This is a genomic window from Caulobacter sp. GW821-FHT09H08 (genome assembly GCF_059415885.1).
In genome coordinates, this window is record NZ_JBWKOC010000004.1 from 227,085 (window position 1) to 241,313 (window position 14,229).

Consider the following 14,229-nt stretch of genomic DNA (forward strand, 5'->3'; position numbering starts at 1 on the left):
GGCGTCTAACGGGGCCACCCAGTTCGAGGAGGCTTGATGTCCGAGACCATCACCCTGACCGCCGCCCATGACGGCTTTGGCTTCACCGCCCTTCACGCCCAGCCGGAAGGCGCACGCAAGGGCGGGGTGATCGTGATCCAGGAGATCTTCGGCCTCGACAAGTACGTCCACGAGGACGTCGCCCGCTGGGCGGCGCGCGGCTTCGAGGTGGTGGCGCCGTCGATGTTCGATCGCGGCGAGAAGGGCTTCACCGCCGAGCATGACGAGGCCGGCTTCGCGCGCGGTCGCGAGCTGGCGGTCGGCAACGGCCCCGACAACGCCATGGGCGACATCCAGGCCTGCATCGACTTCCTAAGCCCCCGGGGCCCGGTGTTCGTGGTCGGTTACTGCTACGGCGGCACCATGACCTGGCTGGCGGCCTCGCGCTGCAAGGGGATCGCGGCCGGCTCCAGCTATTACGGCGGCCAGGTCGCCGGCATGGCCAAGTTCGCCCTGCAGGCGCCGGTGATCGTCCACCTCGGTCGCAAGGATCAGCACATCCCCGCCGAGGACGTGAAGGCCGCCATCTGGGCGGCGCATCCCGAGGTTCCGATCCACGTCTACGAGGCCAGTGGTCACGGCTTCAACAACGACGGCCGTCCCGATTCCGATCTCGCGGACGCCGAGCTGGCCCGCCAGCGCACGGTCGAGTTCTTCGCCGAAAACGGCGCCGCCTGACATGGGTGAGCGCATCGCCCTGGCCTGCCGCGAGGACGGTTCCCCGTTCGCCGCCTGGCACGCCCCCGCCCAGGAGGCCCGGCGCGGCGGCATCGTCATGCTGCACGCCATCTGGGGCGTCACGCCCCACCTGCGCGAGCTGTCCGACAGCCTGGCCGATCAGGGTTACGAGGTCATCGCGCCCAGCCTGATGGACGCGGCCGACGCCGACTTCCCGGTGGAGAACACGACGCCGGCGATCCTCGACGAGCGCATGGCCATGGGCAAGCTGACCGGCTGGGGCGCGAGCACCCTGCCCCGCGTCCAGGCCTGCATCGACGCGCTCGAAGGGCCGGTGTTCGTCATGGGGTTCTGCTACGGCGGCACCACGTCCTGGCTGGCGGCCTGCCGCTGCGAGGGCGTGCAGGCGGTGTCGGCCTTCTACGGCGGCGACATCGTGGCCTATCGCGACGAGACCCCGAAGGTCCCGACCATCCTGCACTTCGGCAAGACCGACACGATGATCCCGATGGCGGATGTCGAGGCGATCCGCGAGGCCCATCCGGAGCTGCCGATCTATCTCTATGACGCCGGCCACGCCTTCGTGGCGCCCAGCGGCCACCATGCCGACAGCGCCCGGCTGTCGCTGCTGCGCACCCTGCAGCTGTTCCAGCGCTCGGGTGGGACAAAGGCCGAGGCTTGAGGACGCTTACGCTCATCCTGATCTTCGGCTGGCCGTTCGCGTTCTTCGGCTGGCTCCTGATCGTTCAGCCGATGCTGGTGCTGAAACGAAATCCGGCTCGGGATGTCCTGCGCATCAAGCGGGATCTGGAAGGTCAGGGCCGCACGGTCATCGCCGTCAGACGCGTCGGGACCGATTGGGGACGCGCCTTCCAGACGCCCACCTACCGCAAGTACGCCGCGACGGTTCGGCGGCACGATGGCGAGGTCGCCGAGTTCATCGTCGGCGTGGCGTTCGGGCTCGGTTCGGACGCCGACTTCAGCGAGGACGACCCCAAGGCTCGCAAGGCGTTCCTCAAGGGCTCGCAGGACTTCTTCTAGCCTGTGGTTCTAGCCTCCGGGGCGGCTTGTCGCCTCGCCGGCCGCCGCCTAACGTTGGCCGATGATCATCCGCTCACTGACCGCCGCCGCCCTGTCGCTCCTGCTCGCCGCCTCGCCGGCGCTCGCCCAGACCGTAGTGATCGTCCGCCACGGCGAGAAGGTCTCGCCCAATGGTGATCCGGACCTGTCGGAAGCTGGCCAGGCCCGCGCCAAGGCGCTGGCCGCCAGCCTGTCGGGCGCCAAGGTCTCGATGGTGCTGGCCACCCCGTTGAAGCGCACCCAGCAGACGGGCCAGCCGACCGCTGAGGCCGCCGGATTGAAGGTCGTCCCCATCACCCTGGACGGCGGCGTGGCGGCCCACGCCCAGCGCGTCGCCGAGGCCGCCCGCAAGGCCGCTCCCGACGCGACGGTGCTGATCGTCGGCCACAGCAACACCTATACCGACATCGCCCGCGCGCTCGGCGATCCCGCGCCCGAGACCCTGACCGACTGCGAGTACGACCACATGACGGTCATCCAGCTGGGCGGGGCGGCGGCGAAGGCGGTTCACGCGCGGTATGGGGTTCCGACGCAGGCTTGCCCTTAGCACCTACTTCGCCGGGATCGCGCCCGCCGCCGGCCAGGCGCTGTCGCCGACACGCTTTAGGTTCATCTCGAAGAACTGCATCGGCGCCTGGCCGGGGGCCACCCGCTCGCCGATCTCGCGCCACGCGCCGTCCTTGATCACGGCGGTGTAGCGGATGGTCATCGGGCCGGCCGGGATCTCCCAGACATAGCCGTCGGCCGTCGGCGTCAGCTTGAAGTCGCCCTTCTGGCCCATGGCGTAGGAGTGCAGGGTGTAGGCGCCGGTCGAGGGCTCGAAGGACAGGATGCCCAGGGCGTTGAAGCCCGTCGAACCGTCGGCGTTGTAGCCGCGCCCTTCCATGATCTTGACGGAACCGCCCAGCAGCGGGCCGATGCGCTCGGTCTGGGTGACCTCGTGCCGGCCGTTCGGCGTGATGGTCCAGGCCGGACCGCGCCAGACGCCGTCCATGGCCGACAGCTTTTTCATCGCCTCGGCCTGGGCCGCGATGCGGGGGCCGGGGTCCGGCGGCATCTGGGCCGAAGCCGCGCCGGCTGAAAGGGTCAGGGCCGCGGCGAAGGCGGCAAGCAGTTTGCGGGTCATGGCGATCCTCCCAGCGGGCGCGCCGTCGCACCCCGGATATCTCCAAGCTTTGTTATGCAAAGTTCTTTTCGTCAACCCTGACCTTACGCGAGAACAGCCGCGCCACCGGCCCGCGCAGCCAGATCGCCAGCGGGATCAGCCAGTAGGCGAAGCCGGGCAGCCACGGCGCCCGGGCCATGGGCCCGAAGGTCAGCCCCGCCGACACCAAGCCGGCCAGCGCCGAGATGGTCCAGACGTCGAAGCTGATGCGCAGCGACTCGCGATCCTCGGCGGCGACCTCGAAATGGTCCGGACGGCGCAGCGGACGCAGGTAGAGCGCGGCGAACAGCCCGGCCAGGATCGCGAAGCCGACGCCATAGATGCGGAAAAGGTCGCGCAGGTCGCCCAGGGTGTTGATGATCTCGGTCCCGCCCAGACGGCCGCGCGACAGCCAGACGAAGCCGGACTCGATCAGCATCCGCAGCGGGAACACATAGACCAGCACCGTGAAGACGATGGCCAGGGCGTTCAGGGTCGAGAGCGTGTCGCGACGCGGGACCAGCCGGCCCCACTCGCGATAGGCCAGCCAGAACATGGCGATCAGGGCAAAGGCGCCCAGCGACGCCGGTATCCGCCCCATCGCCCGCCAGAGGGCGTCGATACTGGCCGTCGGCTCGGCGCTGGCGATGATCAGCAGGCTGACCGCGAAGGCGAAGGCCGCGTCGACGAAGGCGTCCAGCCGCCTGGCCGATTCGTGCTCCGGATCCCGCTCGTCCGACATGGTCGCCCTCCTGCCCCGTGGCGGGCAGGATGAAGACGCGTAACGGCGTTTGTCGAGAGGCGTCGCTTAAGCCGCACGGCTGAGCTAGGCTGGCCGCATGCGTCGTAGCGTCTCCGCCCTGTCCCGTTGCCTGGCCCTGCCCCTCTGCCTTGCTTGGGCCGCCGCAGGCGCCGCGCGGGCCGGCGAGACGGCGTGCTGGTTCGAGAACGGCGCGGTGATCGTGCCGGCGGTGATCGCCGACATGGCCGGCGACTATGTCATCGACCTCTCGGCGCCGCGCACCCTGCTGCACGAGACCAAGGCCCAGATGGCCGGGATCCTCGAGCCCGAGCTGACCCTGCCGGTCGAGATCGCCGGACTGAAGGCACCGGCCGTATCGGTGAAGGTCACCGACCTCGACGCCCGAGGCGCGGGCTTCGTCACCCCCATCGCCGGCGTCATCGGCATGGACGTCCTAGCCGGTCACAGCGTCGAGATCGACTTCGCTCACTGCCGCGTGCGCATCGACCAGCCCTGGCAGGCGCGCCGGCAGGTCGTGATCCCGGTCGAGGTGGTCGAGGGCCTGCCAACCATCGAAGCGGCCGTCAGCGACGGTCCCACGGCCTTGCGCGGGGCGTTCGCCATCGACACCGCGTCCCTGGCCATGGCGCGCCTCTCGACGCGGGGGGCCAAGGTCGCCGGCAAGCTGGATCCTAACGCCCGCCACACCGCCCCGGCCCGCCTGCGCGCCCTGTCGATCGGTGGGGTCCTGGCCGAGAACGTCCCCGCCTCCCTGGCCGAGGACCTGCCCGAGGGGGTCACCGGCACGCTCGGCGTCGGCCTCTGGGCCCGCCACCGCCTGCGCCTGGCCGCCGACGCCCGGACCTTGTCGGTCGCGCCATGACCTCGTAGGACTGGACGCTCAGACGCAGGAGAGCGCCTTTGATCGTCGTCGCCATCACGCAAAGAGCGCGACAGCTGAAAGTGTGAGCGGTTTCAGCGACCGTCGCGCTCCAACTATTCGAATGAGAGCCTGTTGATCCGCTTCGGATCACGATCCGAGGCGGACAGGCTCTCGCGCCGTCGCGGCGACGTGAGCCCTCGCGCCTGACGTCCGCCGCTCGGTCTTCCGCGCTCACTGGAGCGCGATCCCAATACCGAGACTTTTGATGCTGATCGAAGCCAAGACCCAAGACTTCGCCGCCCTGCTGCGCGGCGAGGCCCCTGCCCCCTATCGCCTCTGCGACAGCCCGATCGCCCCGCCGGAGGTGCTGGCCATGTTGGCGCAGCTCGCCGAGCGGATCGGCCAGACCTTCCGCCCCAGCGCCTGGATGATCGTGGAGGACGACGAGATCGTCGGCCTGATCTCGCCGGTCGACACCCTGGAGCTGACCGACCGGTCCTTACGGATCGGCTACGGCGTCGCGCCGACGCGGTGGGGCCGGGGCGTGGCTACCCGCGCCGTCGCCGAGCTGGCGGCCTGGGCGCGGGCGGACGAGCGTGTGCTGGCGCTGACCGCCGAGACGTCGGTGGAGAACCCGGCCTCCCAGACGGTGCTGAGCCGCAACGGCTTCCAGGCCGTCGGCGAGCGGGTCGACGGCGAGGACGGGCCGCTGATCTGCTGGCGGTTGGCGCTGTAGTAAGCAGCTTCCCCAAACATCGCCTCCCTAGGCCTTGTGCCTAGGGCCCAGCGTTCCGGCGATGTTGCGCTCCAAGGCGCTCCTCCACATCGGCGGCGCGCTTCGTCCTCGCCGAGCCTGGCCGAACCATGGGTCCTCGCCACAAGGGCGAGGAAGGCGGTGTTAGGCAGCAGCTAGTCCCAAAGAAGAAGGGCCCGGTGTTTCCACCGGGCCCTTCGAACTTTCAGCTTCTAGAAGCGCGTCGCTCAGTGCGACTCGTTCTTCCAGACCGTCTTGTAGCTGGCGTACAGCAGGCCCGAGAGCAGGACGAGGTAGATCAGAACGGCGAAGCCGGTCTGCTTGCGCTCTTCCAGCTTGGGCTCGGCGGCCCACATCAGGAACGCCGAGACGTCCTTGGCTTGCTGGTCCAGGGTCGACTTGGTGCCGTCGTCGAACGTCACCAGGCCATCCTTCAGCGGCGGGGCCATGGCGATGAAGCCGCCCGGCGGGACGTGCTTGTGGTCGCCCGACCAGGCCGACGACAGGTCGCCCGGGAAGTACTTGTTGTAGTGACCGCCGGTCGGGACCTTCAGGCCGGCCGGAGCCGCCTCGTAGCCCGTCACGACCGAGTAGATGTGGTCCGGACCCTCTTCGCGGGCCTTGGCCAGCAGCGACATGTCCGGCGGCAGGGCGCCGCCGTTCGAGGCGCGGGCCGCGGCTTCGTTGGCGAAGGGCGCGGGGAAGCGGTCGGCGCTGGTGGCCGGACGCTTGATGGCGTCGCCGGTCTCACCGTCGATATCGGCGACCTCGTAGTCCTTGGCGATCGCCTTGACCCACGGGTTGTCGTTCGAGTTCGGGTACTTCTCGCTATAGAACGGGCCGCCCTTGTCGCCGAGGTTGCGGAACGCGACCAGCTTCATCGAGTGGCAGGCCGAGCAGACCTCGCGATAGACCTTGTAGCCGCGTTGCAGCTGGGCCTGGTCGAACTTGCCGAAGGGGCCTTCGAACGACCAGTGCACTTCCTTGGCCTTCAGCGCGCCGCCATTGGCGAGCGCCGGGCCAGCAGCGCCGACGACCAGGAGACCCGCCGCCGCCGCGATAACCGAGAGTTTGCGGAGCATCGGGATCAACCCTTGTGAGCGTCGGCCGAGAGGGCCGGCGAGGCGATCGAGTCCGGAACCGGCAGGGTCTTTTCGACCAGACCCAGGACCGGGAGCACGACCAGGAAGAAAGCGAAGTAGTAGAGCGAGGCGACGCGCGACAGCCACACGAAGCTGTTCAGGTCCGAACCGCCCAGCTGGAACGTGGTCAGGTGCGGGATCACCGGATCGTCAGGCAGCTTGGCGCCGCAGAAGCCCAGGATGATGCAAGCCACCAAGAAGAACACGAAGTAGATCTTCGCGGTCGGGCGGTAGCGCATCGAGCGCACCTTCGAGGTGTCCAGCCACGGCAGGGCGAACAGGCAGGCGATGGCGCCGAACATGGCCAGCACGCCCATCAGCTTGTCCGGAACGGCGCGCAGGATCGCGTAGAACGGCAGGAAGTACCATTCCGGAACGATGTGCGACGGCGTCACCAGCGGGTTGGCTTCGACGTAGTTGTCGGCGTGGCCCAGGGCGTTGGGCATGTAGAAGACGAAGAAGGCGAAGAGGATCAGGAAGACGCTCATCGCGAAGCCGTCCTTCACCGTCGCGTACGGCGTGAAGGGAACGGTGTCGGCCTTCGACTTCGGCTCGACGCCGGTCGGGTTGTTCTGGCCGACCACGTGCAGGGCCCAGATGTGCAGGATCACGAGACCCGCGATCATGAAGGGCAGCAGGTAGTGCAGCGAGAAGAAGCGGTTCAGGGTCGGGTTGTCGACGGCGAAACCGCCCCACAGCCAGGTCGTGATGCTCTCGCCAACCAGCGGCAGGGCGCCGAACAGGTTGGTGATGACGACGGCGCCGTGGAACGACATCTGGCCCCAGGGCAGGACGTAGCCCATGAAGGCGGTGGCCATCATCAGCAGGTAGATCACGCAGCCCAGCAGCCACAGGACTTCACGCGGCGCCTTGTAGGAGCCGTAGTAGAGGCCGCGCAGCATGTGGATGTAGACGGCGATGAAGAACATCGACGCGCCGTTGGCGTGCATGTAGCGGATCAGCCAGCCGTAGTTCACGTCGCGCATGATGTGCTCGACGGACGCGAAGGCGCCCTGGGCGCTCGGCGTGTAGTGCATCACCAGGATGATGCCGGTGATCAGCTGCGAGGCCAGGCACAGCGACAGGATGCCGCCGAAGGTCCACCAGTAGTTCAGGTTCCGCGGCGTGGGGTAGTCCACGAACGAGTCGTAGCCCAGGCGCACGATCGGCAGACGGGCGTCGAGCCAGCGCTCGATACCGGTCTTGGGTTGATAGGTCGAATGTCCGCTCATCTCGCTTAGCCGATCTTGACCTTGGTGTCGGTGAGGAAGGCGTATTCCGGAACCACCAGGTTCAGGGGCGCGGGGCCCTTACGGATACGACCCGAGGTGTCATAGACCGAGCCGTGGCACGGGCAGAACCAGCCGCCGTATTCGCCACCGCCGAAGGTCGGGACGCAGCCGAGGTGGGTGCAGTTGCCGCCCACGATCAGCCAGTTGGACTTGCCGGGCTTCACGCGCGAGGCGTCCGTCGCCGGATCCTTCATCGCGGCGCTGTCGTCGGCCACGGCCTTGGCGATTTCCGCCTTGGTGCGGTTGCGCACGAACAGCGGCTTGCCGCGCCACTTGATCGTGACCTGCTGGCCTTCGGCGACCTTGGTCAGGTCGAACTCGGTCGAAGCCAGGGCCCGCGTGTCGGCGGACGGGTTCATCTGGTCGATGAACGGCCACACCAGCGTCGCACCACCGCCCGCGGCGGCCGCGATCGCGGCGATGTGAATGAAGTCGCGCCGGGAGGGATCGCTCCCGTGTTCCGGCTCAGTCGTTGCGCCCACGGCGGTGTCGGCCACCTAAGTCACCCTCTAATTCCGCCATGTCGCGGAAGCGACCGGCTTGGAGAAGCGTCATTCGACGCCATATCTTGCTCGACCCGCATGCGGATCTCCGCCACAAGGCAGCGGTCGGATCGTCGTATCGGACGCGCGGACCGAGTCCGCAAGCCCTTTCGATTCCCGGCAAAGCCCCTGCTAGCCCTGTGGTTGGTTCGCTTATTATGCGTATCGCACTTTTTCAACCAGGCATTCCCCAAAACGTCGGCGCCGCGATCCGGCTTTCGGCCTGTTTCGGGGTCGGTCTCGACGTCATCGAGCCCTGCAGTTTTCCCTTGGACGACAAGAGCTTGAAGCGCGCGGCCCTGGACTATGGGCCTCTGACGCACATGACGCGCCACGCCAGCTGGGAGACTTTCCTTAAGGCGCCGGAACGCGTTGACGGCCGGCTGCTGCTGTTCACGACCAAGGGCGCCACGCCCTTCCACAGGTTTTCGTTCGAACCCGGAGATACCCTGCTGTTCGGCAACGAGAGTCGGGGCGCGCCGGAGGAGGTCCACGCCGCGGCGCAAGGCCGCATCGTCATCCCGATCCGACCCGAAACGCGCTCGATGAATCTGGCCACCACGGCGGCCATGGCGCTGGGCGAGGCCCTGCGCCAGACGGGCGGATTTCCGGATTAGTCCCCGAAATCCACGTCCCGGCGCGCGGCGACGATGGTCACGATGAAGCCGGCCAGCACGTCCAGCAGCACCATCAGGGTGATCAGGAAGAAGGTCGAGGTCGCGAAGGCCGGGAAGAGCAGGAACTCGACCAGGCAGGCGATGAACAGCACCATCGACAGCGAGTGGTTGATGATCGCGATCTTGCGGCTGGTGGTCGATTTCAGGAGCTCGACGAACAGCACCACCAGCGAGGCGGCCAACAGCAGGTCGCCCATGCTGACCGGCCAGTCGGCGCGCGAGGTCATGTGGATGGTGAACAGCTGACCGGTCAGGCGACCGCCCGGATCGACGGCCTTGAAGCCCCCGGCCAGGGTCAGGGCGATCAGGTTGTAGATGAGAACCGGCAAGGCCAGCAGCGGAACCGCGGCGAACATCGAACTTCCCCCTCCAGCGGATGCAAGCCGCCGTCTTGGTTAAGGGGTAGCGGGATTTTTCGTCGTGGTGAAGGCGGCTCGCCTCATGGCGGGTCCTTGCTCACAGCCGGTCCCCAATTTCCCCGTCATTCCCGCCCTTGTGGCGGGAACCCCTGGTTCAGCTGATACGCAAGACGCCAGCGGACTGCTCAGCAGTCCGCCCCTACCGCACCTGCGGCGGACAGAGAGGTTCCCGCCACAAGGGCGGGAATGACGATGGTATGGGGAGACGCTGCTTGAGTCCCCGCCTTCGCGGGGATGAGCGGGTGTTGGGCAGGACCTACGCTTCGTCCACGCCTTGGGGATTGCGGGCCCGCGACTGCAGCCACATCACGCCCAGCAGGTCCGACACCGAAGCTTTGAGCCGGCCGAAGTTGGTGTATTTCGACACCCCGGTCTCGCGGTGCCGGTGGTTCACGGCCTCGAACGCCACCTCATAGCCTTCGCGCAGCATCAGCGCCGGGATGTAGCGGTGGATGTGATCGAAGTACGGCAGGCGCAGGAAGGCCTCGCGCTTGAAGGCCTTGAGGCCGCAGCCGGTGTCGTTGGCCGTGTCCTTCAGCAGCCGCTTGCGCACGCCGTTGCCGAACTTGGAGGCGAAGCGCTTGGCGTTGCTGTCCTGGCGCTTGACCCGTTCGCCGCCGACCAAAGCGAGGGACTCGGGGCCGGCCTTCAGGGCCTTGGCCAGGCGCGGCGCGTCGGCCGGGTCGTTCTGACCGTCGCCGTCCAGGGTGACGATGATCGCCCCGCGCGCCGCCAGGATGCCGCTGCGCACGGCGCGGCTCTGGCCTGAGTTCTTGCGGTGCCCCAGCACGCGCAGCTGCGGGATCTCGGCCTTGAGGGCGACCAGCAGGGCCTTGGTGTCGTCGCGGCTGGCGTCGTCGACGAAGATCATCTCGTAGTTCTCGCCGGCGAAGGCGGTCGCGATCTCGCGCGCCAGGTTCGGGGCGGCGCCGCCTTCGTCGAAGACGGGCACGACGACGGAGAAGTCGGGGGTGGCGTTCATCGCCCTCCTCATACAGCAAAAGTCGCCCCACGAAAGGATCGTGCTAAACGGGACCGCATGACGCTTGAATCTCGCCTGGATGACTGGAGCCGGGGTTGGCGCGGCCCCCTGTTCGCCGCGCTGGTGGCCCTGATCGCGGGCCTGCCGGGCCTGTTCGCCATGCCGCCGCTGGACCGCGATGAGTCGCGTTTCGCCCAAGCCACCTCGCAGATGCTGGAAACGGGCGACTACGTCGTCATCAAGTTCCAGGACCAGCCGCGCTTCAAGAAGCCGGTCGGCATCCACTGGCTGCAGGCCGTGGCGGTCAAGGCGGTGTCCGACGCCGAGGACCGCCGCATCTGGGCCTATCGCATTCCCTCGCTGCTGGGCGCGATGCTGGCGGCGGCGGCCTGCGCCTGGGGCGCGGCGGCGCTGTTCGACCCGCGCACGGGGCTTCTGGCCGGCTCGATCCTGGGGGCGACCTTCCTGCTGTCGTCCGAGGCCTTCATCGCCAAGACCGACGCGGCCCTCTGCGGCTCCACGACCCTGGCCATGGCCGCCCTGGCGCGGATCTACGCCGCCCGGCTGGCCGACGAGACGCCGGGCAAGCTGACCAAGCTGCTGTTCTGGATCGGCCTGTCGGTCGCCGCCCTGCTCAAGGGGCCGGTCGGCCTCTTGGTGGTCATCCTCGCGGCCATCGCCCTCACCGTCTGGGACCGCAAGGGCGGCTGGTTGAAGGACCTGGGCTGGACCTGGGGCCTTATCCTGTTCGCCGCCGTCGTCCTGCCCTGGGCGATGATGATCACCGTGGCCACCGACGGCGCCTTCTGGGGCGCGGCGGTCGGGGCGGACCTGGCCCCCAAGCTGGCCGGCGGCCAGGAGGGGCACTCGGGCCCGTTCGGCTATCACACCCTGGCCGCGCCGGTGCTGGCCTTCCCGGCCACCTTGCTACTGCCGGCCGCCCTGGCCGTCGGCTGGTTCAAGCGCAACGAGCCGGGCGTGCGGTTCGCCGTCTGCTGGCTGGTCCCGACCTGGCTGATGTTCGAGATCCTGCCGACCAAGCTGGCCCACTACGAGCTGCCGGCCTACGGGGCCCTGGCCATGCTGATGGCCGCCGCGGTGCGCGCGCCGCTGGGCCGCTGGCCGCGCCGCATCGGGGCGGGCCTGTCGGTCTTCGCCGGCTTCGTGCTGGCCGCCATCGCGGTGTATGGCCAGAAGGAATTCGGAACCGGCGGCGACCTGGCCTGGGCGATCCTCGCCGTCCTGCTGGCCCTGGTCGCCGGGATCGTCGGCGCGGTCCTGCTGCTGCGTCACCAGTCGGCCCGCGCCCTGGTCGCCGCCGGCGTGCTGGGCATCGGGGCCCACATCGTGCTGACCGCGGGCCTGATCCCGCACTTGGAGCCGCTGTTCCTGTCCAAGGACGTCGCCGACGCCCTCGACAAGGCCAGGCTGTCGCCGCGCTCGGGCGCCGCCGGCCCGGTGGCCCTGACCGGCTATTCCGAGCCCAGCCTGATCTTCCAGCTGGGCACCGCCACCGAGCTCACCAACGGCGAAGGCGCGGCCGACGCGATCTCGGAAGGCCGCCCGGCCGTGGTCGAGGCCCGCGAGGACAAGCCGTTCCGCGACGCCATGAAGGCGCTGGGCCTGACGCCGCGTCCGGTGGCGACGGTCGAGGGCCTGAACTATTCCGACGGCGACGACGAGCGCCTGACCATCTATCGCGGCGAGCCTCAGGCCGTCGCCCCGCAGGTCCCTGGGACCGAAGAAGGGGAGGCCCAGCCATGAGCCGCTTCATCCAGATCGTCGAGGTCGGGCCGCGCGACGGCCTGCAGAACGAGAAGTCGATCCTGACGGTCGACGAAAAGCTCGACCTGATCCGCAAGCTGGAAGCCGCCGGCGCCCGGCGCACCGAGGTGGTGTCGTTCGTGAACCCCAACCGCGTGCCGCAGATGGCGGGCGCGGAGGACATCATGGCGGCCTTGCCGTCCGACCGCGTCCATTCGCGCATCGGCCTCGTGCTGAACATGCGCGGCTGGGAGCGGTGCGTGTCGACGGGCTGCGACGAGGCCAATGTCGTGGTCTGCGCCTCGGACGGCTTCGGGACGGCCAACCAAGGCGCGACGGTCAGCCAGCAGATCGACACCCTGGCCGCCATCGCCGAGCGCCAGGCCATCGACGGCGGGCCGCCGATCACCGCGACGATCTCGGTCGCCTTCGGCTGCCCGTTCGACGGCGAGGTGTCGGAAGACCAGGTCGTGGCCATCGTCCGTGAGGCCGCCGCCCTGGGCGTGCCCGAGATCGCCATCGCCGACACCATCGGCGTCGCCGATCCGTGGACCGTCCGCAAGCGCATCGAGGCCGCCCGCGCCGCCGCGCCGGATGCGCGCCTGCGCATGCACTTCCACGACACCCGCAACACGGGCCTGGCCAACGCCTATGCCAGCGTCGAGGCGGGCGTCGACGTGCTGGACGCCTCGGTCGGCGGCCTGGGCGGCTGCCCGTTCGCGCCGAACGCCACGGGCAATATCGGCACCGAGGATCTGGTCTACATGCTGGAACGGGCCGGCTTCGAGACGGGTTACGACCTCGACGCGCTGATCGAGATCGGCCGCGAGATCAGCGCCAAGCTGGGCAAGGCCCCCGCCTCGTCCCTTGCCCGCGCCGGAAAGTTCCCCGCATGAAGCGCCTCGCCGTCCTGCTCGCGTTTGGTCTGTCCGCCTGCGCGGCGGCGCCGGTGGCCGACGCCGGTCCGCCCCGCTGCGACGTGACGATCAAGTTCGCCAGCTACGGCGCGGGCATCGACCACGAATTGGCCGACAAGGTCGCCGTGGCGGTCAAGGCCGACCGCGACATCGCGCGCTCCGAGCGCAAGCCCTGGGGCCGCGAGGGCGAGTTCGACCAGTGCCTGACGGTGAAGTCGGGGCGGGATGCGAAGGCTATGTACGAGCGCTATCGGGCGATGCTGCCAGCGAAGAGCCTCAAGGCGCCGACGTCGATCGAAGGGCCGGATGGAATGAGGGCTGAGACGATCGGGCCGATGTAGGAGCGACTGATGCAAGCGGAGCTCGAAGCGGCGAAAATAGGGATCGTCCGCGATATGTTTCTTCGCACCGCTGACGAGAACTATATCACGGCTCGATGGTGCGCTTCGAACACATTATTCACCGACTTCCTTTGGCTTTCGTTGCATTCAGTCGAAAAATATCTCAAGGGCGCGCTCCTCCTGAATGGACACAATGTTTCGAAATCGCGCCACGACATCGAGAGTCTATTTCGTGACTTCCGAAATATAGCGGGCGAGTTTCTACCCAGCACCCTTCAACGTCCGCCAAGATTGAACATGGATTGGTGGGAGCTAGATACGAGCGATTTTGTTCAACGGCTGGCGCGCTGGGGAAACCCCGACAATCGCTACCTTGTACATGGCCACATCACCGATCCGGAAGATGTCCACCGGCTCGACATCTTGGTCTTCGCCATCCGGCGTGCTTGTCACAACCTCGATACCTTGTTGCTGAGAGGCCAACCCGAGCAACTCAGCATCCGCCAAGCACTTCGCGAAAACTCCAAGCTGACTTTCAGCCATGGCCTCCTGCTCGACTGGTTGATCACTGCGAAGGATACGCCGCTTCGCCGAGCCGCTTTGAACCTCAACTTTGCCTTCGCGCCTGCGGACTACCCGCATGGCCCGGACCAGCGATCTAGTTCGGATCACGTATCTCCGCTCGATACCTATTTCTTCGACAACCTGGATTCGCCACGCCGAGAGTCGAACGAGGTCGCAATCGAATTGGGGCGCTGGCTGCTCGACAATGTTCAGTTGCCAGGGGAGCTAAAATCGAGAATTCGCGCGAGCTTGGAGGCTAAACCTTGAGC

General features: G+C 67.9%; 18 protein-coding genes. 11 read left to right on the forward strand and 7 right to left on the reverse strand.

The genetic code is table 11. The features are described 5' to 3' along the window. The first annotated feature begins 36 nt into the window (after window positions 1–36). The 4 genes from AC07NN_RS15550 to AC07NN_RS15565 all read left to right on the forward strand — a co-directional run bounded on the left by AC07NN_RS15550 (window position 37) and on the right by AC07NN_RS15565 (window position 2,344). The gene (locus tag AC07NN_RS15550; protein WP_494642650.1) at window positions 37–717 is read left to right on the forward strand and encodes a dienelactone hydrolase family protein; all 681 of its coding nucleotides are present in this window, start codon (window positions 37–39) and stop codon (window positions 715–717) included. A 1-nt stretch (window position 718) separates the two neighbouring features. Further along, entirely contained in the window at window positions 719–1,399 is a 681-nt protein-coding gene (locus tag AC07NN_RS15555) for a dienelactone hydrolase family protein (protein ID WP_494642652.1), read from the forward strand. Beyond that, window positions 1,396–1,758, forward strand: a complete 363-nt coding sequence (locus AC07NN_RS15560; protein WP_494642654.1) for a hypothetical protein — start codon at window positions 1,396–1,398, stop codon at window positions 1,756–1,758. Before AC07NN_RS15555 ends, AC07NN_RS15560 begins: the two co-directional genes overlap by 4 nt. A gap of 61 nt (window positions 1,759–1,819) precedes the next feature. Next, window positions 1,820–2,344 (forward strand): SixA phosphatase family protein, encoded by a 525-nt coding sequence (locus tag AC07NN_RS15565; RefSeq protein WP_494642657.1) that lies wholly within the window; start codon window positions 1,820–1,822, stop codon window positions 2,342–2,344. A 3-nt stretch (window positions 2,345–2,347) separates the two neighbouring features. On the opposite strand, the gene AC07NN_RS15570 is transcribed toward AC07NN_RS15565, so the two are convergent. Then, window positions 2,348–2,923: a DUF1579 domain-containing protein gene (locus tag AC07NN_RS15570; RefSeq protein WP_494642659.1), complete on the reverse strand. Its 576-nt coding sequence runs from the start codon at window positions 2,921–2,923 to the stop codon at window positions 2,348–2,350. Between the two features lie 52 nt (window positions 2,924–2,975). Next, entirely contained in the window at window positions 2,976–3,683 is a 708-nt protein-coding gene (locus tag AC07NN_RS15575; RefSeq protein WP_494642661.1) for a TMEM175 family protein, read from the reverse strand. Window positions 3,684–3,780: 97 nt separating this feature from the next. Here AC07NN_RS15575 and AC07NN_RS15580 point away from each other — a divergent pair, with 97 nt between their 5' ends. Both AC07NN_RS15580 and AC07NN_RS15585 read left to right on the forward strand, forming a co-directional pair. Then, a complete protein-coding gene (locus AC07NN_RS15580) occupies window positions 3,781–4,566 on the forward strand; it encodes a hypothetical protein (RefSeq protein WP_494642663.1) in 786 nt (261 codons plus the stop codon). Window positions 4,567–4,831: 265 nt separating this feature from the next. Further along, complete coding sequence (locus AC07NN_RS15585; protein WP_494642665.1) at window positions 4,832–5,302, forward strand: GNAT family N-acetyltransferase; 471 nt, start codon at window positions 4,832–4,834, stop codon at window positions 5,300–5,302. Window positions 5,303–5,547: 245 nt separating this feature from the next. Here the strand turns inward: AC07NN_RS15585 and AC07NN_RS15590 are convergent, their stop codons facing one another. The 3 genes from AC07NN_RS15590 to petA are packed head-to-tail and all read right to left on the reverse strand — an operon-like array spanning window position 5,548 to window position 8,251. Continuing rightward, the gene (locus AC07NN_RS15590) at window positions 5,548–6,402 is read right to left on the reverse strand and encodes a cytochrome c1 (protein WP_494642667.1); all 855 of its coding nucleotides are present in this window, start codon (window positions 6,400–6,402) and stop codon (window positions 5,548–5,550) included. A gap of 5 nt (window positions 6,403–6,407) precedes the next feature. Continuing rightward, on the reverse strand, window positions 6,408–7,694 hold the full coding sequence (locus AC07NN_RS15595) for a cytochrome b (RefSeq protein WP_494642669.1): 1,287 nt from the start codon (window positions 7,692–7,694) through the stop codon (window positions 6,408–6,410). Between the two features lie 5 nt (window positions 7,695–7,699). After that, a complete protein-coding gene (gene petA, locus AC07NN_RS15600) occupies window positions 7,700–8,251 on the reverse strand; it encodes a ubiquinol-cytochrome c reductase iron-sulfur subunit (protein ID WP_494642671.1) in 552 nt (183 codons plus the stop codon). A 203-nt stretch (window positions 8,252–8,454) separates the two neighbouring features. Here petA and AC07NN_RS15605 point away from each other — a divergent pair, with 203 nt between their 5' ends. Next, window positions 8,455–8,913, forward strand: a complete 459-nt coding sequence (locus tag AC07NN_RS15605) for a tRNA (cytidine(34)-2'-O)-methyltransferase (RefSeq protein ID WP_494642673.1) — start codon at window positions 8,455–8,457, stop codon at window positions 8,911–8,913. Here the strand turns inward: AC07NN_RS15605 and AC07NN_RS15610 are convergent. Further along, window positions 8,910–9,329, reverse strand: coding sequence for a hypothetical protein (locus tag AC07NN_RS15610; RefSeq protein ID WP_494642675.1), 420 nt, complete (start codon window positions 9,327–9,329; stop codon window positions 8,910–8,912). The genes AC07NN_RS15605 and AC07NN_RS15610 overlap by 4 nt on opposite strands. A gap of 319 nt (window positions 9,330–9,648) precedes the next feature. Further along, on the reverse strand, window positions 9,649–10,374 hold the full coding sequence (locus tag AC07NN_RS15615; RefSeq protein WP_494642677.1) for a glycosyltransferase family 2 protein: 726 nt from the start codon (window positions 10,372–10,374) through the stop codon (window positions 9,649–9,651). Between the two features lie 57 nt (window positions 10,375–10,431). Here AC07NN_RS15615 and AC07NN_RS15620 point away from each other — a divergent pair, with 57 nt between their 5' ends. The 4 genes from AC07NN_RS15620 to AC07NN_RS15635 are packed head-to-tail and all read left to right on the forward strand — an operon-like array spanning window position 10,432 to window position 14,227. After that, window positions 10,432–12,138, forward strand: coding sequence for an ArnT family glycosyltransferase (locus tag AC07NN_RS15620; protein WP_494642679.1), 1,707 nt, complete (start codon window positions 10,432–10,434; stop codon window positions 12,136–12,138). Beyond that, the gene (locus tag AC07NN_RS15625; RefSeq protein WP_494642681.1) at window positions 12,135–13,034 is read left to right on the forward strand and encodes a hydroxymethylglutaryl-CoA lyase; all 900 of its coding nucleotides are present in this window, start codon (window positions 12,135–12,137) and stop codon (window positions 13,032–13,034) included. The genes AC07NN_RS15620 and AC07NN_RS15625 overlap by 4 nt, the downstream gene beginning before the upstream one ends. Further along, entirely contained in the window at window positions 13,031–13,396 is a 366-nt protein-coding gene (locus AC07NN_RS15630; RefSeq protein ID WP_494642683.1) for a hypothetical protein, read from the forward strand. Before AC07NN_RS15625 ends, AC07NN_RS15630 begins: the two co-directional genes overlap by 4 nt. A gap of 9 nt (window positions 13,397–13,405) precedes the next feature. Next, a complete protein-coding gene (locus AC07NN_RS15635; RefSeq protein ID WP_494642685.1) occupies window positions 13,406–14,227 on the forward strand; it encodes a HEPN domain-containing protein in 822 nt (273 codons plus the stop codon). Window positions 14,228–14,229: the final 2 nt, after the last annotated feature.

Excerpts from the sequence above, each read along its gene's own strand:
- AC07NN_RS15555 (WP_494642652.1), top strand. The coding sequence starts at position 719 with ATGGGTGAGCGCATCGCCCTGGCCTGCCGCGAGGACGGTTCCCCGTTC.
- AC07NN_RS15635 (WP_494642685.1), top strand. The coding sequence starts at position 13,406 with ATGCAAGCGGAGCTCGAAGCGGCGAAAATAGGGATCGTCCGCGATATG.
- AC07NN_RS15565 (WP_494642657.1), top strand. The coding sequence starts at position 1,820 with ATGATCATCCGCTCACTGACCGCCGCCGCCCTGTCGCTCCTGCTCGCC.
- AC07NN_RS15595 (WP_494642669.1), bottom strand. The coding sequence starts at position 7,694 with ATGAGCGGACATTCGACCTATCAACCCAAGACCGGTATCGAGCGCTGG.
- AC07NN_RS15615 (WP_494642677.1), bottom strand. The coding sequence starts at position 10,374 with ATGAACGCCACCCCCGACTTCTCCGTCGTCGTGCCCGTCTTCGACGAA.
- AC07NN_RS15585 (WP_494642665.1), top strand. The coding sequence starts at position 4,832 with ATGCTGATCGAAGCCAAGACCCAAGACTTCGCCGCCCTGCTGCGCGGC.
- AC07NN_RS15590 (WP_494642667.1), bottom strand. The coding sequence starts at position 6,402 with ATGCTCCGCAAACTCTCGGTTATCGCGGCGGCGGCGGGTCTCCTGGTC.
- AC07NN_RS15605 (WP_494642673.1), top strand. The coding sequence starts at position 8,455 with ATGCGTATCGCACTTTTTCAACCAGGCATTCCCCAAAACGTCGGCGCC.
- AC07NN_RS15610 (WP_494642675.1), bottom strand. The coding sequence starts at position 9,329 with ATGTTCGCCGCGGTTCCGCTGCTGGCCTTGCCGGTTCTCATCTACAAC.
- AC07NN_RS15630 (WP_494642683.1), top strand. The coding sequence starts at position 13,031 with ATGAAGCGCCTCGCCGTCCTGCTCGCGTTTGGTCTGTCCGCCTGCGCG.
- AC07NN_RS15575 (WP_494642661.1), bottom strand. The coding sequence starts at position 3,683 with ATGTCGGACGAGCGGGATCCGGAGCACGAATCGGCCAGGCGGCTGGAC.
- AC07NN_RS15620 (WP_494642679.1), top strand. The coding sequence starts at position 10,432 with ATGACGCTTGAATCTCGCCTGGATGACTGGAGCCGGGGTTGGCGCGGC.
- AC07NN_RS15570 (WP_494642659.1), bottom strand. The coding sequence starts at position 2,923 with ATGACCCGCAAACTGCTTGCCGCCTTCGCCGCGGCCCTGACCCTTTCA.
- AC07NN_RS15625 (WP_494642681.1), top strand. The coding sequence starts at position 12,135 with ATGAGCCGCTTCATCCAGATCGTCGAGGTCGGGCCGCGCGACGGCCTG.
- AC07NN_RS15580 (WP_494642663.1), top strand. The coding sequence starts at position 3,781 with ATGCGTCGTAGCGTCTCCGCCCTGTCCCGTTGCCTGGCCCTGCCCCTC.
- AC07NN_RS15550 (WP_494642650.1), top strand. The coding sequence starts at position 37 with ATGTCCGAGACCATCACCCTGACCGCCGCCCATGACGGCTTTGGCTTC.